Annotated in this window: 17 protein-coding genes; 11 read left to right on the top strand and 6 right to left on the bottom strand. The window is 63.9% G+C overall.

Going from position 1 to position 19,277, the window contains the following annotated elements:
* Positions 1-8: 8 nt before the first annotated feature.
* The 4 genes from N7E70_RS01620 to N7E70_RS01605 all read left to right on the top strand — a co-directional run bounded on the left by N7E70_RS01620 (position 9) and on the right by N7E70_RS01605 (position 3,871).
* Positions 9-488: a GlcG/HbpS family heme-binding protein gene (locus tag N7E70_RS01620; protein ID WP_067965788.1), complete on the top strand. Its 480-nt coding sequence runs from the start codon at positions 9-11 to the stop codon at positions 486-488.
* Positions 489-530: 42 nt separating this feature from the next.
* Positions 531-1,544, top strand: a complete 1,014-nt coding sequence (locus N7E70_RS01615) for a 2Fe-2S iron-sulfur cluster-binding protein (protein ID WP_263005368.1) — start codon at positions 531-533, stop codon at positions 1,542-1,544.
* A gap of 29 nt (positions 1,545-1,573) precedes the next feature.
* Positions 1,574-3,136 (top strand): carboxylesterase/lipase family protein, encoded by a 1,563-nt coding sequence (locus N7E70_RS01610; RefSeq protein WP_263005367.1) that lies wholly within the window; start codon positions 1,574-1,576, stop codon positions 3,134-3,136.
* Positions 3,137-3,229: 93 nt separating this feature from the next.
* Positions 3,230-3,871, top strand: coding sequence for a GntR family transcriptional regulator (locus tag N7E70_RS01605; protein WP_067954987.1), 642 nt, complete (start codon positions 3,230-3,232; stop codon positions 3,869-3,871).
* An 11-nt stretch (positions 3,872-3,882) separates the two neighbouring features.
* Here N7E70_RS01605 and N7E70_RS01600 read toward each other — a convergent pair whose 3' ends face one another.
* Positions 3,883-4,902 carry a LacI family DNA-binding transcriptional regulator gene (locus N7E70_RS01600; RefSeq protein WP_263005366.1) on the bottom strand — a complete coding sequence of 340 codons (1,020 nt, stop codon included), beginning with the start codon at positions 4,900-4,902 and terminating at the stop codon, positions 3,883-3,885.
* A 356-nt stretch (positions 4,903-5,258) separates the two neighbouring features.
* Between N7E70_RS01600 and N7E70_RS01595 the strand changes: the two genes are divergently transcribed.
* From N7E70_RS01595 to N7E70_RS01575, 5 genes are all read left to right on the top strand, one after another.
* The gene (locus N7E70_RS01595; RefSeq protein WP_263005365.1) at positions 5,259-6,614 is read left to right on the top strand and encodes an ABC transporter substrate-binding protein; all 1,356 of its coding nucleotides are present in this window, start codon (positions 5,259-5,261) and stop codon (positions 6,612-6,614) included.
* Positions 6,615-6,828: 214 nt separating this feature from the next.
* Positions 6,829-7,845 (top strand): carbohydrate ABC transporter permease, encoded by a 1,017-nt coding sequence (locus N7E70_RS01590; RefSeq protein ID WP_067965784.1) that lies wholly within the window; start codon positions 6,829-6,831, stop codon positions 7,843-7,845.
* Between the two features lies 1 nt (position 7,846).
* A complete protein-coding gene (locus N7E70_RS01585; protein WP_067954984.1) occupies positions 7,847-9,001 on the top strand; it encodes a carbohydrate ABC transporter permease in 1,155 nt (384 codons plus the stop codon).
* 17 nt (positions 9,002-9,018) lie between these two features.
* Positions 9,019-10,671: a beta-galactosidase BglA gene (gene bglA, locus N7E70_RS01580; RefSeq protein ID WP_371746536.1), complete on the top strand. Its 1,653-nt coding sequence runs from the start codon at positions 9,019-9,021 to the stop codon at positions 10,669-10,671.
* Positions 10,672-10,698: 27 nt separating this feature from the next.
* Positions 10,699-11,811, top strand: coding sequence for an ABC transporter ATP-binding protein (locus N7E70_RS01575; protein WP_263005364.1), 1,113 nt, complete (start codon positions 10,699-10,701; stop codon positions 11,809-11,811).
* 127 nt (positions 11,812-11,938) lie between these two features.
* Here the strand turns inward: N7E70_RS01575 and N7E70_RS01570 are convergent, their stop codons facing one another.
* Genes N7E70_RS01570 through N7E70_RS01555 form a run of 4 tightly spaced genes read right to left on the bottom strand, consistent with a single transcriptional unit; the run spans position 11,939 to position 15,355 of the window.
* Positions 11,939-12,781 (bottom strand): metal ABC transporter permease, encoded by an 843-nt coding sequence (locus N7E70_RS01570; RefSeq protein ID WP_067954978.1) that lies wholly within the window; start codon positions 12,779-12,781, stop codon positions 11,939-11,941.
* Positions 12,778-13,638 carry a metal ABC transporter permease gene (locus N7E70_RS01565; RefSeq protein WP_263005363.1) on the bottom strand — a complete coding sequence of 287 codons (861 nt, stop codon included), beginning with the start codon at positions 13,636-13,638 and terminating at the stop codon, positions 12,778-12,780. Before N7E70_RS01565 ends, N7E70_RS01570 begins: the two co-directional genes overlap by 4 nt.
* The gene (locus N7E70_RS01560) at positions 13,635-14,546 is read right to left on the bottom strand and encodes a manganese/iron ABC transporter ATP-binding protein (RefSeq protein WP_442866485.1); all 912 of its coding nucleotides are present in this window, start codon (positions 14,544-14,546) and stop codon (positions 13,635-13,637) included. The genes N7E70_RS01565 and N7E70_RS01560 overlap by 4 nt, the downstream gene beginning before the upstream one ends.
* Positions 14,543-15,355: a metal ABC transporter substrate-binding protein gene (locus tag N7E70_RS01555; protein WP_246340588.1), complete on the bottom strand. Its 813-nt coding sequence runs from the start codon at positions 15,353-15,355 to the stop codon at positions 14,543-14,545. The genes N7E70_RS01560 and N7E70_RS01555 overlap by 4 nt, the downstream gene beginning before the upstream one ends.
* 620 nt (positions 15,356-15,975) lie before the next feature.
* On the opposite strand from N7E70_RS01555, the gene N7E70_RS01550 reads away from it, so the two are divergent.
* Both N7E70_RS01550 and gndA read left to right on the top strand, forming a co-directional pair.
* Entirely contained in the window at positions 15,976-16,416 is a 441-nt protein-coding gene (locus N7E70_RS01550) for a Fur family transcriptional regulator (RefSeq protein ID WP_263005362.1), read from the top strand.
* Positions 16,417-16,550: 134 nt separating this feature from the next.
* Entirely contained in the window at positions 16,551-17,969 is a 1,419-nt protein-coding gene (gene gndA / locus N7E70_RS01545; RefSeq protein WP_263005361.1) for an NADP-dependent phosphogluconate dehydrogenase, read from the top strand.
* A 127-nt stretch (positions 17,970-18,096) separates the two neighbouring features.
* Here gndA and N7E70_RS01540 read toward each other — a convergent pair whose 3' ends face one another.
* Positions 18,097-19,185 (bottom strand): LacI family transcriptional regulator, encoded by a 1,089-nt coding sequence (locus tag N7E70_RS01540; RefSeq protein ID WP_263005360.1) that lies wholly within the window; start codon positions 19,183-19,185, stop codon positions 18,097-18,099.
* Positions 19,186-19,277: the final 92 nt, after the last annotated feature.

Raw genomic sequence — 19,277 nt, 5'->3', positions numbered from 1 at the left:
ATACCGACGTGAAACAGGTCCTGAAACTCGAACTCGAAGAAGCCCGCGTGATGGTGGCCGCGGCGGTCGCCAAGGCGCTGGAACTCAACGTTCCCGAAACTGTCTGCATCGCTGATGACGGCGGCTACCCGATCGCGCTGGAGCGCATGAACGGCGCGCGCGTCACCGGCCCGCAGATCGCCTGGAACAAGGCCTTCACCGCTGCCGGCCACAAGCGCTCGACGCACCTGTTCACCACCCCGCCCAACGGCCCGGCACTGCCCGGCAACGAGGCCTTCGGCATCCAGCTCAGCTTCGAGGGCCGCTTCGCCGCCTTTGTTGGTGGCTTTCCAGTCGTCGTCGATGGCGAGGTCATCGGCGGCGTCGGCTTGAGCGGCGGCAATGGCGAGCAGGACATCGCCTGCGGCATAGCTGCACTCGCAGCACTTGCGGCGTTGCTCGAGCCCAAGGGGCACAAGGTCATGGTGCAGGCCGACATCAAGAAGTGACCGAAGCGGCAGCGCCGCATCCCAACCGTAGTGGAGACATGGATGGACCATGTTGTGCGCGTCCTCGAAACCGAGGACCAGTTTACCGTTGCCTCCGAGGAATCCGTGCTGATGGCGGCGATCCGCCAGGGCGTACAGCTGCTGCACGACTGCACCGAGGGTGGCTGCGGCACCTGCCGTATCAGGCTGATGGAAGGCTGCGTCCGCTATGAGGAATACCCGCTGGCGCTGTCCCCGGAGGACGAGGAAGAGGGCTTCGCCCTTGCCTGCCAGGCGCGGCCGGAGAGCGACCTGCTGATCTCGACCGAACGGCCGATGGAGCCGTGCTCCGATCCAGAACGGTATACCGCGACCATCCAGTCTGTCCGCAATGTCGGCCGCGACGTCGTGCACCTGACGCTGGCACTTCCCGGCGCGGAACAGCTTGTCTACCGGCCAGGGCAATATCTCAATGTGCTGCTCGGCGACGGCAACAAGCGCAGCTTTTCGATGGCTTCGGTGCCCAACGGCAAGACCGTCGATCTGCACATTCGACGCGTACGTGACGGTCACTTCACCGCGGGCCAGTTGCCGCGGCTCGGCCCCGGCGACCGGCTTGACGTCGAGCTGCCGCATGGCCTGTTCTGCTGCCGCAAGGAGGATTTTCGCCCGTTGCTGATGGTGGCGACGGGCACGGGGCTGGCGCCGATCAAGAGCATACTGGAATCGCTGATGGACGATCCCGACTGCCCGCCTGTGTCGCTCTATTGGGGCATGCGTACCGAGGACGACCTCTATCTGCATGACGAGATCCAGTCCTGGGCCGAGCGTCTGTGTGACTTCCAGTATGTGCCGGTGCTGTCGCGGCCCGGTCCGGGCTGGCAAGGGCGGCAAGGCTATGTCCAGGAGGTCGCCGCCGAGGACATCGGCGATTTTTCCGAGCACGCGATCTACATATGCGGCTCGCCCAAGATGATTTCGAGCGCCAGGAAACTGTTCGTCGAGAACGGCGCCAATCCCGGCTTCATCTACGCCGACGCCTTCAATTTCCAGCACACGCTCGTGCCGGCCGAGTAGCGGCGAACGGCTGGTAGGGCGAGGGCAGCATGGAGATCGCAGTCGAAACGCCCGCCGGCAGCCTCGCCGGGCAACGGCATGACGGCGTCGACCGGTTCCTCGGCATTCCCTATGCGGCGGCGCCCGTCGGTGCTCTGCGGTTGCGGTCGCCAAGGCCAGCGACTGGTTGGGCCGGCATACGGCGTGTCGACCACATCGGTCCGGCGGCACCGCAGCATCTCGCCGGCAGCCAGACCTGGCTCACCGAGCCGATCGCCTGCATGGACGAGGACTGCTTGACGCTGAATGTCTGGGCGCCTGCCGATGCCTGCGACGCGCCGGTGCTGGTCTGGTTCCATGGCGGGGCGACGCGTAATGGCCATGGCGGCGCTGCCGCCTGTGACGGTTTTCGCCTCGCCCGCGAACACGGCATTGTCGTCGTCACCGTCAACTACCGTCTCGGCCCGCTGGGTGGTCTTGCCCATCCCGAACTCACCGACCCCGAAACCGGCACATGCGCCAACTGGGGCATGCAGGACAAGATCGCGAGCCTGCGCTGGCTGCGCGACAGCATCGCCGGCTTCGGCGGCGATCCGCGCAAGGTGACGATAGCTGGCCAATCCTCTGGCGCCGCCAATGTCGTGCTGATCGCGCAGAACCCGGACTGTGAGGGGTTGTTTGGCGGTGTCATCGCCCAAAGCCCTCCGCTGTTCCAACCACCGATGTTCGTCGGGCTCGACGATGCCGCCGAATACACCGAGGCGGTGGCTGCGGCACTGGGCACCTCGGTCGCCGGCCTGCGCGATCTCGACGGTTCCGACTTCGTCCGCCGCGAAGCTGCGCTGCTGCGCGATGTCGACTTCGCCAGACGGTTTCCCCGGCCGCGCACCGCGCCCACGCTCGATGGCAGGCTGGTGCATGCCTGGCCGCATGACGGGGTGCTCGCCGACGTGCCGCTGCTGATCGGCTTCACCCGCGACGAGGCGAAGTTCTGGTATGACCTCGCTCTGCCCGACGGCACCAAGCTTTCGGCACTGACGCCGCCCGAGCCGGGTGCGCCATTCGAAGCGGCGCTGGCGCGGCTGATTGCGCTGCATTACCCGTTCAAGCCGGCGCCTTCGCCCGCGGCGATCCTCGCCGGCTACCGCGCGGCCATGCCGGGCGCCGGCTCCGCCGCGATATGGCTCGCCATCTACTCCGACCTCGTCTTCCGCGCGCCGATCTTGCGCTATGCAACGCGCCATGCACGGCGCGGCTCACCCGCTTTCCTCTACGATTTCGCCTGGCCCCTCGCGGTCACCGGCGGCACGCCGCACGCCGCCTGCGTGCCGTTCGTTTTCGGCACCCATCGCCATCCGCATCTTGCACCCAAGATCGGTGCCGATACGGCCGAAGCCGTAGCCAACGCCACGATGGCCGCCTGGGCGGCGTTCGTTCGCCACGGCACGCCGGCAACGTCAGCTCTTGATTGGCCTGCGCTCAACTCCGAGTTGCCACCCGCTGCCGCGAAGGCAATGACCATCGACATCGACGGTATGCTGTTTGGGCCGCTCCATGGCGCAAACCGGCTCGCACCGTGGCCGGCAATGCAGCCGTTGGGTGGTGCGGATTGAATATTGTACTCCAAAGCCCGGACGCTATATCATCCGGCACAAGGCGTTGCTTCCGCAGGTTGATTCGACCCTTGCCACAGGAAGTGTAAGACCATGACCGTCGTACTCGGGGAAATCCACGCTCCGCTCACCAAGCTGATCACCGCCGCCTTGCGCGAGCGCATCGTCAGCGGCGAAATCGGCGTCGGCGAAAGACTGGTCGAGGGCCGCCTTTCCGAGGAGATGGGCGTGTCGCGCATGCCGGTGCGCGAGGCGCTGCGCGAGCTCGCCGCCGAAGGCATCGTCACCATCGAGCCGCGGCGCGGCGCTTCCGTCACCGTCTTCAGCGAGGAGCAGAAGCGCGAGCTGGTCGAAGTTCGCGCCACGCTCGAGGCGCTCAACGCCAAGCTCGCGGCCAAGCGCCACGATCCCGAACAGATCGCCGCCCTGCAGCGCATCCTCGACGACGGCGCCAAGCTCGCCGACACCGACGATCCGGTGCTGCTGTCGCGCCAGAACACCGAGTTCCACGAGGCGCTGGCAACCGTCGCCGCCAATTCCGTGCTGCAGGACATGGTGCGCTCGCTGCGCGACCGCACGGTGATGCTGTTCGCGCCGATCAGCAAGCGCCGCGGCCGCCAGAACTGGGAAGAACATGCCGGCATCCTGCGCGCGGTGATTGCCGGAGACAGCGAACTCGCCGCCCTGCTGGCCGCCCGCCACGTCTACAACGCCGCCGAGATGCCGCAGGAATAGCCTGGCCGTTTCTATCTCGCGCCTGAAATAGATCCGCGCACAACCAGGTCGACCGGCCAGACCTCGCCGCGTGCGCCGTCTTCCAGCCCCGAAATGCGCGCCGCCAGTCTTTCGGCGACGCGGGCGCCCGCGGCGCGGATCGATGAGCGTGTCGTCGTCAGCGGCACCGAAAAATGCTCCGGCTTCAGCCAATGGAACACGTCGTCGTGGCTGACCAGCGAGAGATCCCGCGGCATCGAAAGATTGAGGTCGCGCGCCGCGCGTACGATGCCAAGCGCCATCAGCAGGCTGGAGCAGACGATCGCCGTCGGCGCCTCCGGCCCCTCGAGCAACCGACGCGCGGCGCGGTAGCCGTTTTCCTCGGTCATGATCTCCGAACGGATGTTCTTCGGTTCCAGCACCAGCCCGCTTTCGGCCAGCGCTCGCCTCACGCCGCGCTCGCGGAAGATGGCGAAGGTCTGGGTGTCGTCGCCATTGATCAGCGCCACCCGCTTGTGACCGAGCTGGACGAGCAGCCGCGTCGCGTCATGAAAGGCGCCTTCATTGTCGATGTCGATGAACGGATAGTCGAAATCGAGGCCTTCGCTGCGGCCATGCACGATGAAGGGGATGCCGAGTTGGTGGGCAAGCGCCACGCGCTTGTCGGCATTGTAGGGCGCCGAGATATAGAGCGCGTCGACCTGCTTGTTGGCGACGATGCGCCGGTAAGTGGTTTCTTCGTCCAGGGCATCCGCCGGGCTCAGCACAAGATCGAGTTCGTGGCCGCGGGCATAGTCGCCGAGGCCGGAGAGAAATTCGACGAAATGCGGATCGATGTCGACCGAGGCTCCCGTGGGCATGACGTAGCCGATCATCCCTGCCTTGCCGGTCGCCAGCCGGCGCGCACTCGGGTTCGGCCGGTAGCCGTGGCGCTTGGCGGCATCGGTAACCCGCCGACGCGTCTCCTCGCTGACCTCGGGATAGCCGTTCAGCGCACGACTCACCGTCGTCTGCGAGAGTTCGAGCATCAGCGACAATTGCTTGAGGTTCACCTCGGCTCCGATTCTCAAAGCGCTTTCAATCGGGCTTCTGCCTGATGTCGGGCGAAGCAGCTGCGTGTTGCCGGCAAGAATAGCTGCCGAATTGCTTGCTTTGAAGCGAAATCTACTCGTGCGGCACCCAAAAAGCATGCTGCAGCGCACACTTCTGTCGAACTTAAATCGATTAGTTGAGCGAGCCTCTTGACTCCTGACAATTCCGGTGGCGTGATGCAGCAATCCAAAGCGCTTTGAAATGCCGTTGTGTGAAGCAGTTGCAGCTCATGCAAGTCTGGGGCACAGTTCGGGGCGGTGCAGGCGGGCGGAATGGAGGTTCCGTCCGGAGTTTTCGATCCACTGGGAGGAAGACCATGAGGAAGACCCTGTTGCTGGGCGTGGCTTTTGCCGCCGTCGCCCTGAGCGCGCCCGCTTCGGCGGAGCTGAAGTTCAAACCGGGCGAGGACGCCCGCTTCACCTGGGCAAATTTCGACGAACTCAAGAAGGTCGACCTTAAGGGCGAGACGCTCTCGATCTTCGGGCCATGGCGCGGTGAAGACGAGGCACTGGCCCGTTCGGTGCTCGACTATTTCAGCGAGGCCACCGGCGCGACGATCAACTACTCGTCGTCCGAGAACTACGAACAGCAGATCGTCATCGACACCCAGGCTGGCAGCCCGCCCAACATCGCCATCCTGCCGCAGCCGGGCCTGATTCAGGATCTGGCCTCCAAGGGCCTGCTGACGCCGCTCGACGAGGGCACTGCCAATTTCGTCAAGGAGAACTACGGCGCCGGCCAGTCCTGGGTCGATCTTGGCACCTACAAGGACAAGGACGGCAAGCCCGGCTTTTACGGCTTCCCGTTCAAGGCCGACCTGAAGTCGCTGGTCTGGTATGTGCCGGAGAACTTTGAGGAAGCCGGCTACGAGGTTCCCAAGACCTGGGAAGAGATGCAGGCGCTGACCGACAAGATCGTCGCCGATGGCGGCGTGCCGTGGTGCATCGGTCTGGGTTCGGGTGGCGCCACCGGCTGGCCGGCCACCGACTGGGTCGAAGACATCATGCTGCGCACCCAGGCGCCCGACGTCTATGACAAGTGGACCAGGAACGAGATTCCGTTCAACGATCCGGCCGTCGTCAACGCGCTCGACATCTTCGCCAAGATTGCCACCAACGACAAATATGTCGATGGCGGCAAGGCGGCGGTCGCCGCGACCGACTTCCGCGACAGCCCGAAGGGCCTCTTTGCCGTGCCGCCGAAGTGCTACATGCACCGCCAGGCGTCGTTCATCTCGTCTTTCTTCCCGGAAGGCACCAAGCTCGGCGAGGATGCCGACTTCTTCTACCTGCCGCCCGTCGCCGCCAAGCCCGAGCTCGGCAATCCCGTACTCGGCGGCGGCACGCTGTTCACCATCGCCAAGGACTCCAAGGCCGCGCGTGCCTTCATCGACTTCCTGAAGATGCCGCTCGCCCACGAGATCTGGATGGCGCAGTCGGGCTTCCTGACCCCGCTCAAGACGGCGAACAAGGAAGCCTATGGCAACGAAGCGCTGAAGAAGCAGGGCGACATCCTGGTCAACGCCTCGACCTTCCGCTTCGACGGTTCCGACCTGATGCCGGGCAAGATCGGCGCCGGCGCCTTCTGGACCGGCATGATCGACCTCGTCGGAGGCAAGCCCGCAGCCGATGTCGCAGCCGACATCCAGAAGAGCTGGGACGCGATCAAGTAAGCGTTCAAGCTAGTCCCCTCGCCTTGCCGCTTCGCGGACGCCTTCCCCTCGTCGGGGGAGGCACCGGCGGCCCCGACCCGGTTCCCCCTCCCGCCGGGAGCGGTGCCCCGGCGTGTCGCGGAGAGCGGGTGAGGGGACTTCCTTTCAAGTCTGCGCAAACAAGTCCGTTGAAAAGGGCCCGTTGAAAAGGGCCGGTTGAAAGGGAATGATTCCCATGACGGCACAGATACTTTCGGCCATTTTCACCATCATCGTCGGCGTCGGCGGTTGCGTCGTCTATTACTGGGGCGCCAACAAGATCCTCGACGCGGTCTTTCCCTCGCGTGGCGTTTCAGGCGCTGCCGCCGTCGACAATCTGCGTCGCCAGGGCCTGATCCGGCCATGGTTGTTCGTCGGCCCGGCGATGCTGATCGTCACCGTCTACCTTGTCTATCCGGTGATCGAGACACTCAGGCTGTCCTTCATGGACCGTGGGGGCGAGAACTTCGTCGGCCTTGCCAACTACAGCTGGGCCTTCGGCGACCGCGAGTTCCGCAATTCGATCTTCAACAACCTGTTGTGGCTCGCCGTCGTACCGGCTGCCTGCACCTTCTTCGGCCTGATCATCGCCGTGCTCACCGACAAGATCTGGTGGGGCAACATCGCCAAAAGCCTGGTCTTTCTGCCGCTCGCCATCTCTTTCGTCGGCGCCAGCGTCATCTGGAAGTTCGTCTATGAGTATCGGGCCGAGGGCCAGACCCAGATCGGCATCCTGAACGCCGCCGTGCAGTATCTCGGCGGCAATCCGCAGGTGTGGATCTCGACGCCGTTCTGGAACAACTTCTTTCTGATGGTCATCCTGATCTGGATCCAGACCGGCTTTGCCATGGTCATCCTGTCGTCTGCCCTGCGCGGCATTCCGGAGGAGACCATCGAGGCCGCCGTCATCGACGGCGCCAACCCGTTCCAGATTTTCTGGAAGATCATGGTGCCGCAGATCTGGGGCACGATCGCGGTCGTCTGGACCACCATCACCATCCTGGTGCTCAAGGTCTTCGACATCGTGCTGACCATGACCAACGGCCAGTGGAACAGCCAGGTGCTGGCCAATCTGATGTTCGACTGGATGTTCCGCGGTGGCGGCGACTTCGGCCGCGGTGCGGCGATTGCCGTCATCATCATGCTCGCCGTCGTGCCGATCATGATCTGGAACATCCGCCAGGCCAATCGTGAAGGTGGGGGAGGACACTGACATGGCCAGTTCAAGGGGAAAATCCTTCATCGGCCGCTTCGGCGTCCACATCGCGGTGCTGGTCTTCGTTGCCATCTGGACCATCCCGACGCTCGGCATCCTGGTCAGCTCGCTGCGCGACAAGGATCAGCTCATCGTCTCGGGCTGGTGGACGGCGTTGTCGACTTCGTCTCAGACCGAGGCCGGGCGCACCGACGCCGCCGACAAGCAGGTCGAGAAGGACGGCAAGTTCCTGATCATGGGCAATCTGTTCGGCGCCGGCGACGCACGCACCGTGACCGCCTTCGGCACCAAGGCGCAGCAGCCGACGCAATTCGAAGCCGGCACTGCCGCCGACCTCGGAGAGGGCGTGACGCTTCAGGTCAATGACGACGGCTCCTACGTGATGTCGTCGCCCAAGGCCTTCGAGATCACCCGTGGCCAGCGTGTCTATTTCTCGGCCTCGGCGCCGCCGCGCTTCACCACCGACAACTACCGCACAGTGCTGTTTTCGGAAGGCATCGGACGCTCCTTCATCAATTCGCTGACGGTCACCATTCCGGCGACAATCATTCCGATCCTGATCGCCGCCTATGCTGCCTATGCGCTTGCCTGGATGCGTTTTCCCGGCCGCGCGCTGCTGATCGCCGTCATCATCGGCCTGCTCGTCGTGCCGCTGCAGATGTCCCTCATTCCGCTGCTCAAGCTCTACAATGGCGTCGGCCTGTTCTTCGGCGTGCCTGCCAAGACCTATCTCGGCATATGGCTGGCGCATACAGGCTTCGGCTTGCCCTTCGCGATCTATCTCCTGCGCAGCTACATTGCCGGCCTGCCGCGCGAGATCATGGAATCGGCGCGCATCGATGGCGCCAGCGACTTCGAGATCTTCGTCAAGATCGTGCTGCCGCTGTCCTTTCCGGTGCTCGCCTCCTTTGCCATCTTCCAGTTCCTGTGGGTCTGGAACGATCTGCTGGTGGCGATGGTCTTCCTTGGCTCGGGCTCCGACCAGCTGGTGCTGACCGGCAAGCTCAATGCCCTGCTCGGTTCGCGCGGCGGCGACTGGGAAATCCTCACCACCTCGGCCTTCGTCACCATCATCGTGCCGTTGATCGTGTTCTTCTCGCTTCAACGTTATTTCGTCCGCGGCCTGCTCGCGGGCTCAGTCAAGGGAGGCTAGCTCAGATGCAAGCCGCAATGCGCAAGTTCGAAAACCCTGAAACCGCTGTCGATCGCGACTGGTGGCGCGGGGCGGTGATCTACCAGATCTACCCCCGCAGCTATCAGGATTCGAACGGCGACGGCATCGGCGACCTCAGGGGCATCATCGACCGGCTGCCGCACATCGCCTCCCTGGGTGCGGATGCCGTCTGGATCTCGCCCTTCTTCAAGTCGCCGATGAAGGATTTCGGCTACGACATTTCGGACTATCTCGACATCGACCCGATGTTCGGCACGCTCGCCGACTTCGACGCTATGATCGCAGAAGCCCACCGCCTCGGCCTCAAGGTGATGATCGACGGGGTCATCTCGCACACCTCCGATCTGCACGCCTGGTTCAAGGAAAGTCGCGCCAGCCGCGACAATGCCAAGGCCGACTGGTACGTGTGGGCCGACGCCAAGCCCGATGGCAGCCCGCCCAACAACTGGCTGTCGATCTTCGGCGGCTCTGCATGGCAGTGGGACACCAGGCGCATGCAGTATTACCTGCACAACTTCCTCGCCGAGCAGCCCGACCTCAACTTCCACAACCGCGACGTCCAGGACGCGCTGCTCGACGTTACCCGCTTCTGGCTCGACCGTGGCGTCGACGGTTTTCGCCTCGACACCATCAATTTCTACTTCCACTCGGCAGGCCTCGAGGACAATCCGGCGCTGCCGCCGGAACAGCGCAACGACCAGACGGCACCCGCGGTAAACCCCTACAATTTCCAGGACCACATCTACGACAAGAGCCGGCCGGAGAATCTTGAATTCCTCGCCCGCTTCCGCGCCGTGCTCGACGAGTATCCGGCGGCCGCAGCCGTTGGCGAAGTCGGCGATTCCCAGCGCGGTCTCGAGGTCGTGGCGTCCTACACCGCCGGCGGCGACAAGGTGCAGATGTGCTACGCCTTCGACTTCCTGGCGCCGGAAAAGATCTCGGCCGCCAAGGTGCGCACGGTGCTCGAAGATTTCGGCAAGGCGGCCAGCGACGGTTGGTCGTGCTGGGCCTTCTCCAACCACGACGTCGTCCGCCACGCCTCGCGCTGGGGCATGGGCGAGGCCGACCGCACCGCCTATCTCAAAGTGATCTCGGCGCTTCTGATGTCGCTGCGCGGTTCGGTCTGCATCTATCAGGGCGAGGAGCTTGGCCTGACCGAAGCCAGCCTCACCTTCGAGGATCTGCAGGACCCTTACGGCATCCGCTTCTGGCCCGAGTTCAAGGGCCGCGACGGCTGCCGCACGCCAATGGTGTGGAATAAGGACGCCGTCAATGGCGGCTTCTCCCGGGCGAAGCCCTGGCTGCCGGTGCCCGCGGATCATCTGGCGAAGGCTGTCGACACCCAGGAGGGTGATGCGGCCTCGCTGCTTGAGCACTACCGGCGCTTCCTGGCCTTCCGCCGTTCACATCCGGCGCTCGCCAAGGGCGAGATCGCCTTCCTCAAGGCAGAAGACGACGTCGTCGCCTTCACCCGTCGCGAAGGCAACGAGGAGGTCGTCTGCGTCTTCAATCTTGGCAGCGCGCCGGCTAACATCGACCTCGGAGGTCGTGGTCTGCAGCCCTTGCCGGGGCATGGGCTCGATGGAAATGCCAACGCCGGCGCAGTCCGGCTCGGTGGTTACGGCGCCTGGTTCGGGCGCTTCGTCTGACCGCAAATTAGGTACTGGGAGGAAACCATGGCCGATCTAACGCTCAGGGACGTCAAGAAGTCATACGGCAATCTCAACATTCTTCATGGCATCGACCTCGACATCAAGTCGGGCGAGTTCATCGTTTTCGTCGGACCTTCGGGCTGCGGGAAGTCGACGCTGTTGCGTTCGATCGCAGGCCTGGAGGAGATCACCGGCGGTGAACTGTACATCGCCGGCGAGAAGGTCAACGACGTGCCGCCGTCCAAGCGCGGTATCGCCATGGTGTTCCAGTCCTACGCGCTCTATCCGCACATGACCGTCTACGACAACATGGCGTTCGGCATGAAGATCGCTGGCGAGAGCAAGGCCGAGATCGACAAGCGGGTGCGCGCCGCGGCCGAAATCCTGCAGCTGACCAAATATCTCGACCGCCTGCCCAAGGCGATGTCCGGCGGCCAGCGTCAGCGTGTCGCCATCGGCCGCGCCATCGTGCGCAACCCGAAGGTCTTCCTCTTCGACGAGCCGCTGTCCAACCTGGATGCCGCCTTGCGCGTCGCCACCCGCATCGAGATTGCCAAGCTCAAGGAATCGATGCCCAACACAACGATGATCTACGTCACCCACGACCAGGTCGAGGCGATGACGCTGGCCGACCGGATCGTCGTGCTCAAGGACGGCCGCATCGAGCAGGTCGGTTCGCCGATGGAGCTCTACAAGCATCCCGGCAATCTGTTCGTCGCCCAGTTCATCGGCTCGCCGGCGATGAACATCGTTGCCGGTACCATCGAAAGGACGGGCGAGACGAGCCTTGTCAGCCATGTCGGTGGCCACAAGAGCTCTGTTCCGGTGGCGACGCCCTCTGAGGCCCAGGGCAAGCCAGTCAGCTTCGGCGTGCGACCCGAGGATCTCTATGTTGCGACCGGTGACGACTACCTGTTCGAGGGGCTCGTCGACTATGTCGAGCAGCTCGGCGAGGTCCAACTGGTCTATGTCGACATCGGTCGCGCGGACCAGCCGCTGGTGGCCAAGCTGCCCGGCAATGTCGAGGTCAAGCGCGGTGCCAAGATTCGGCTCGCCGCCAGTCCCGACGAACTGCATATCTTCGACAGTGAGGGTCATTCCTTTGCCCGCCGCCGGCTGACGGCTGCAGCTGCGTAAACGCCTTGCCGTCCCCTTTGCAGGGAGGGTGACCCAAAAAGGCCGGGTGTGGTGAGCGTGGGAACTCCTACGCCCAACCCGCTCGGCTCTGTTGCTCGGCCCTCCCCACAAGGGGAAGGTATGCTGTTCACTCTACCGCCACCTGTTTCTGCCTGATCGCCGTCCGCCGCTTGGAGACAAAGAACGCCGCGACGAATGTCAGGCTCATCAGCAGCACGATGGTTGGCGCCGGCGCGCTGTCGATGAAGAAGCTGAGATAGACGCCCGACAACGAGCAAGACACCGCCACCAGCACTGACACCATAAGCATGCGCTCGAAGCGGTCGGTGAGCAGGTAGGCGATTGCGCCGGGGGCGATCAGCATGGCAATGGCGATGATGATGCCGACGGCCTTCAGCGCGCCGACGATGGTCAAAGACAGTATCGTCAGCAGCCCATAATGCAGCAGCCTGACCGGCAGGCCGATGGCCTGCGCGTGCTGTGGGTCGAAGGCATGAAGCAAAAGATCTCGGCGGAAGAAGCCGATGGCACCTGTTGCCACCAGCGCGATGGCTGCCGTCTGGCCGACATCGCTCCAGCTCACGCCGAGCATGTCGCCGAACAGGATATGGTCGAGATGCACGTCGGTCTGGATCTTCGTGTAGAGCACGATGCCGAGGCCAAACATGCCGGAGAAGACGATGCCCATGACGGTGTCTTCCTTGATCCGGCTGTTCTGCTTGAGATAGCCGGTCGCCAGCGCGCAGGTCATGCCGGCGGCAAAGGCGCCGACCGCCAGCGGCAGGCCGGCGATGTAGGCCAGCACGACGCCGGGCAACACCGCATGGCTGATGGCGTCACCCATCAGCGACCAGCCCTTGAGCACTAGGAAGCAAGACAACAGTGCCATTGGCACCGCAACCAAAAGCGAGATGGCGAAAGCCTGCTGCATGAACGGGAAGGCGAAGGGCAGGGCGAGGGTTTCGATCATGCCCCAGCCTCCAGTTCCAGCCGCGCCCGTCGCCGCGCCGCAAGCAACCCGTGCTTGGGTGCGAAGACGAAGGCGACCAGGAAGATCAGCGTCTGCGCCACCACGATGATGCCGCCGGTCGCGCCGTCCAGAAAGTAGCTGGCATAGGCGCCGGCAAAGCTGGTCACGCTGCCGATCGCCACGCTGATGATGATCAATCGGGGAAACCGGTCGGTGAGCAGATAGGCCGTCGCCCCCGGCGTCACCACCATGGCGATGACCAGGAAGGCGCCCACTGTCTGCAAAGCCGCCACCGTCGAGGCCGACAGCAGCATGAAAAACAGCACCTTGAGCAAATCAGGGTTCAGCCCGATCGAGCGCGCGTGGTTCTCATCGAAGAAGGCGACCATCAGGTCTTTCCATTTGGCGAGCAGGATCGCCAGCGAAATGCCGCCGATCAGGACAAGCTGCAACGTGTCGGCAGGCGTCACCGCCAGGATGTTGCCGAGCACGATGGTCTGGATGTTCACCGAGGCCGGCGACAGCGAGATCATGAACAGGCCAAGCCCGAAGAAGGAGGTGAAGATCAGCCCGATGATGGCGTCCTCCTTCAGCTTGGTGCGCTGGTTGAGAAACAGCATGGTGCCCGCCGCCAGCCCGCCCGACAGGAACGCGCCGAGCGCGAAGGGCAGGCCGAGCATGTAGGCGCCGGCGACGCCTGGGACAATCGAATGCGAAAGCGCGTCGCCGATCAGCGACCAGCCCTTGAGCATCAGATAGGCCGACAGGAAGGCGCAGACGCCGCCGACGAGTGCAGACACCCACATGGCGTTGAGCATGTAGCCGTAGCCGAACGGCTCGATCAGCGTGGAGATCATTTCCGGCGCCCACCCGATTTGTCGGCGCCGTCATTGCCGTTTCCGTCGCCATAGATGACGAAGGGGCGCTCGTCGTCGGTCAGCACCGTCACCTGTCGCGTATCGGCATCGTCATGCAGTTCGGAGCCGCCGAGGATGAACTGGCGCAGCACGCCGCCGAAGGCCTTTTCGAGGTTGGCCTTGGTGAAGGTTTCAGAAGTCGGCCCGGCCGCCAGAACGGTCCGGTTGATCAGGACGGCGCGGTCGCAGAAGCGTGGCACAGAACCCAGATTGTGGGTCGACACCAGCATCACCCGACCTTCGTCGCGCAGGCCCTGCAAAAGCGCGATGATCGCCTCTTCGGTGCGCACGTCGACGCCGGTGAAGGGTTCGTCGAGCAGGATGAGTTCGCCCTCCTGCGCCAGCGCGCGGGCCAGGAATACACGCTTCTTCTGCCCGCCCGACAGTTCGCCGATCTGGCGCTTGCGGAAGTCGGCCATGCCAACGCGTTCGAGCGCTGCGTGCACCGCCTCGCGGTCGATGCCGCGCGTCATGCGGAGGAAATTCATGTGGCCATAGCGGCCCATCATGACGACATCCTCGACAAGGACTGGAAAATTCCAGTCGACGTCCTCGCTTTGCGGCACATAGGCGACGAGGTTTTTCCTCAGCGCTTCGCGTGCCGGCTGGCCTAAAATCTCGACGCTGCCTGACGCCAGCGGCACGAAGCCCATGATCGATTTGAACAGGGTCGACTTGCCCGAGCCGTTGACGCCGACGAGCGCGGTGATGGTGCCGCGCGGAATGGCGAATGAGGCGTTGCGCAAGGCGGTGTGGCCGTTGCGGTAGGTCACCGAGATATTGGAGACGTTGAGCCCGTCGCCCGGGGCGGCCTCCGCCTGGGGCCGCCCTTTCATGGGTGCAGTCATTGGGTCAGTCCCTTGACGATGGTCTGAGTGGTGACGCTCAACAGGTCGAGATAGGTCGGCACCGGGCCGCTCTCATCGCTCAGCGAGTCGACATAGAGCACGCCGCCATATTTTGCCCCGGTCTCCCGTGCGACCTGCTCGGCAGGCTTCGACGACACGGTGCTTTCGCTGAACACGGCCGGAATGCCGTTGGCCTTGACGAGGTCGATCACCTTGCGCACCTGCTGGGGAGTGCCTTGCTGGTCGGCATTGATCGGCCAAAGATAGACCTCCTTCAGCCCGAAGTCGCGCGCCAGGTAGGAGAAGGCGCCTTCACTGGTGGCGAGCCAGCGGCGCTCGGCAGGGATGGTCTCGATGGCCTTGTGAATCGGCGCCACCGTCGCCTTGATCTTCTCGGCATAGGCGGCGGCGTTCCTGGCGTAGACCTCGGCGTTTTCAGGGTCTTTCTCGGCGAAGGCCTTGCGAATGTTCTCGACATAGATCAGCGCCGCCTCTGGAGACATCCAGGCATGCGGGTTGGGCTTGCCCGTATAGGGACCCTCGGCGATGCCCATCGGCACAACGCCATCGGAGACGACGGCCTGGCTGACGCCGTCGAGGTTTTCGAAGAACTTCTGGAACCACAGTTCGAGGTTCAGGCCGTTCCACAAAACGAGGTCGGCCTTCTGGGCGCGCAGGATGTCGCCCGGCGTCGGCTGGTAGTTGTGAATCTCGGCATTGGGCTTGGTGATCGATTCCACCTCGGCTGCGTCGCCGGCGACGTTGCGGGCGATGTCGGCGATCACGGTAAAGGTGGTCACCACCTTCATCTTGCCGCCCGCCGCGCTGTCCTGAGAGCAGGCCGAAAGCCCGAGCGCCGCCGCAAGCAGAGCGATGGCGGCGAGGGTGGTGCGAAGTGCTGTCATGGTAATCCCGTTTCAGAATGCCGCACCGAAGGGGCGGCAGCTACGGTGCCTTACCTAATGGCAGTTGGTGCGCCTGTCAATGCAATTGCAAATCGTTTGCAAGTAGAGATGTGGCTATCGCTTGCTGAACCTTCCGAAGTGGCCTTGTTGCGCGGGCGACGGCAATCAGGATGGTCGATGCGTGGATAGCTTGTTGACGCTTTTGGCTTCTTTTTGGCTCCCACAGATCGGCTATGCCGCGATCCGTCCGATCGCCAGCGTCGCCAACATCTCGGGGCCTTTTTGATGCAACGTGGCAGAATGAGCGCCCCTGGCGACGAGACTAATCTCCCTCCTTGTGGGGGAGATGGCCGGCAGGCCAGAGGGGGGGTGCGAAGGATCACGGCGGGGAGGGGTGGCTTCGTAAAGCGCGGGCCGTCTTCCACTTGCTCCCACGCGGGGGACACGCATCGCCCCACTTCACCTGGGGATGAACGGCGACATAATCTTTTGCAACTGAGTGTCATCTGGCACATAGTCGCGCCATGACGAAGATGCCTGTGAAACATGCCCCCAAGAAGCCGGACTACGAAAAGGCGCTGCGCAAGGCGGGCATCCGCATCACGCGGCCGCGCAAGATCATCCTTGGCATTCTGGGTGAAACTGAGGACCATCCCGACGCGCTGGAGATCTTCCGCCGCGCCGAACAGGTCGACAAGAGCATCTCGCTTTCGACAGTCTACCGCACCATGAAGTTGCTCGAGGAGATGGGGGCCATTCACCGCCATGCCTTCGAGGGCGGGCCATCGCGCTTCGAGCAGGCTGGCGGCGATCACCACGATCATCTCATCGACATGGACACCGGCGACGTCATCGAATTCCGCTCCGATCGCATCGAGCAGCTGCAGCAGGAAATCGCCCGCCAGCTCGGCTACGACATCGTCCATCACCGGCTCGAGCTCTACGGCCGCCGCCGCAAGGACTGATGACGCAAGGTCAGGCCACGACGAGTTGATCGTCCGGCGACAAGGCGCGTCGGGCGGCGAGTTGACCTCGGCAAAAGCGCGGTCAATCATGCCGCGTCTTCGACGACAGCAATCAGCAGACAGGACCAGCGACCATGGAAAAAGCCGAAATCGGACTGATCGGATTGGGCACGATGGGCTCGAACCTGGCGCTGAACATCGCCGAAAAAGGCCATCGTATCGCTGTCTTCAATCGCACACCGGCCCGGACGCAGGCGTTTGTCGAATCCGCAGGCGCCTTGCGCGACATGGTCGTGCCCTGCGGCTCGATCGAGGAACTGGCCGCCGCCATCCGCCCGCCGCGACCGATCATCATCATGGTGCTGGCCGGCGATCCGGTCGACCAGCAGATCGCAGCCCTGCGCCCGGTTCTCGCCGCCAACGACATCATCATCGATGCCGGCAACGCCAATTTCCGCGACACGATGCGCCGCTTCAAGGAGCTCGACGGCTCGGGCCTGACCTTCATCGGCATGGGTGTCTCGGGCGGTGAAGAGGGCGCGCGCCACGGCCCCTCGATCATGGTCGGCGGCACGCCCGAATCCTATGCCCGCGTCGAGGACGTGCTGACCGCGATTTCGGCCAAGTACAAGGGCGAGCCCTGCGCCGCCTGGCTCGGGCCGAACGGCGCCGGCCATTTCGTCAAGACCATCCACAACGGCATCGAATATGCCGACATGCAGATGATCGCTGAGATCTACGGCATCCTGCGCGACGGGCTGTCGATGACGCCGAAGCAGATCGCGCCGGTATTTGCCGGCTGGAACAAGGGCCGGCTCGAATCCTACCTGATCGAAATCACCGCGTCGGTGCTCGAAGCCGACGATCCCAAGACCGGAAAGCCGGTGGTCGATATCATCCTCGACCGCGCCGGTCAGAAGGGCACCGGCAAGTGGTCGGTCATCGAGGCACAGCAGCTTGGCATCCCGGCGACAGCCATCGAAGCGGCGGTCGCGGCACGCGTGCTGTCGTCGATGAAGGATGAACGGCTGGCGGCGGAAAAGGCCTACGGCGCCAACACGCTGAAATTCGCCGGCAACAAGGACGAGGTACTCGGCGATCTCGAGCTTGCACTGTTTGCCGGCAAGATTGCTGCCTATGCGCAAGGCTTCGCCGCGATGGCCGGCGCGTCGAAGGAATTCGGCTGGAACCTGCCGATGCCGACCATCGCCAAGATCTGGCGCGCCGGTTGCATCATCCGTTCGCAGTTCCTCGACACCATCGCCGAAGCTTTCGGCAAGGCCGATCGGTCGACCAATCTTTTGATGGTGCCGGCCTTTGTCGAGATCATGGGCAAGGCGCATCCGTCGCTGCGCCGCATCGTCGCCCGCGCCGCCGAGGCCGGGCTGCCGGTGCCGGCGCTGTCGTCGGCGCTGGCCTATTTCGACGGCTATCGCCAGGGTCGCGGCTCGACCGATCTCACCCAGGCGCAACGCGATTTCTTCGGCGCTCACGGCTTCGAGCGCATCGACGAGCCGGGCGCGCACCACGGGCCGTGGGGTAGCGGCAGTTAGCGTCCTCAGGGAAGTGTCGGGCAGCGCTGCCCCTCATCCGCCTGCTGACAGCGTCTCCCGGTGAATGGGGAGACGGGAAGCTGCCGCGACGCGGCCCCCCTCGCCACGTATACGGGGAGAGGGCTGCTCAGGTGTTGTCGTCTTTTCCTGATCCGGGTGTCTCGTAAGCCTCGACCGCCTTGGGCTTGCTGACACTCTGCAGGGCACCGATGTCGCGCCCGGCGATGCGGCCGAGCACGGCGCGGGCGAGTTCGGCGCCCGCCAGCCGCACGTCTTCATTGACGACGTAGAGCTGCGGTCTGAGCAGGTGCAGCAGTTTTGACGATTGCTTGGAAACGATGTCGACGTCCTGGCCGATCCGGAAGCCGGCCTCCTCGATGCCGGCGACCAGCGCGAAGGTGCCGGCCCCCGCGCCGCTGACGAAGGCATCTGGACGGTTGGGTCGGCGCATCAGCTCGACGGTCTGCTTTCGAATGTCCTCGATGGAATGGTCGACGGTGGCCATCGGGAACGGCACTTCGCTCAATCCGTGTTCCATCAGGGCGTCAGCGAAGCCGTCGCGCATGTGATGGTAGTAGCTGAGGTTCGAGGGCGGGGCGAGCAGCGCCAGGCGCTTGCGCCCGAGCGCTGCGAGCTTCTTCACCGCCTCGATTGAATAGGCATGGTTGTCGAAATCGTGGAACGCATGGTCGATGCCCATATGGGTGCGGCCATGGGTGGCAAAAGGCATGCCGCGCTCGGTCATGTAACGCACACGTTTGTCGTCGGGTTCGGTGCGCGAGATGATGACGCCGTCGGCCGACGCCGTCTCGACGACATAACGCACCGGCTCCAGCGGATCGTTGTTGCGCGAATAGGGTGTCACCACCAGGTGATAGGGAGTCTGCGCCAGCGCCTCGGAGATGCCGTAGATGAGGTCCGAGACGAAGCCGCCGACCTGCTCCTCGGTGTCGAGCACCAGGCTGATGACATTGGTCTTGCCGGTGCGCAGGCGCACGCCGGCGCGGTTTGGCCGGTAACCGATCTGGCGGGCGACGAGCTGCACGCGCTGCCTGGTCGCCGCGCCGATTTCGGGGGCGTCCTTGAGCGCGCGCGACACGGTGGTGACGCCGAGGCCGGTCATGAAGGCGATGGTCTTAAGCGTCGGCGGATTGGCCTCGCCGCCAGCGGCCTGGTCGGCATTTTCATCCGGCGGTGTCTTGTCGTTCATGGCCATTGCCCACCGTGATCCCTGCTCGGCGGATATCGCATTTGCATGATGGACCTGACAAGCGCTTTCCTTCGAGAGCTGTAACGTTTCAGATTGTG

Source organism: Aminobacter sp. NyZ550 (assembly GCF_025628925.2).
In the GTDB taxonomy this organism is placed as follows: domain Bacteria; phylum Pseudomonadota; class Alphaproteobacteria; order Rhizobiales; family Rhizobiaceae; genus Aminobacter; species Aminobacter ciceronei.
The sequence above is the reverse complement of the archived record's forward strand: the minus strand, read 5'-3'. Positions and strand labels throughout refer to the sequence as shown.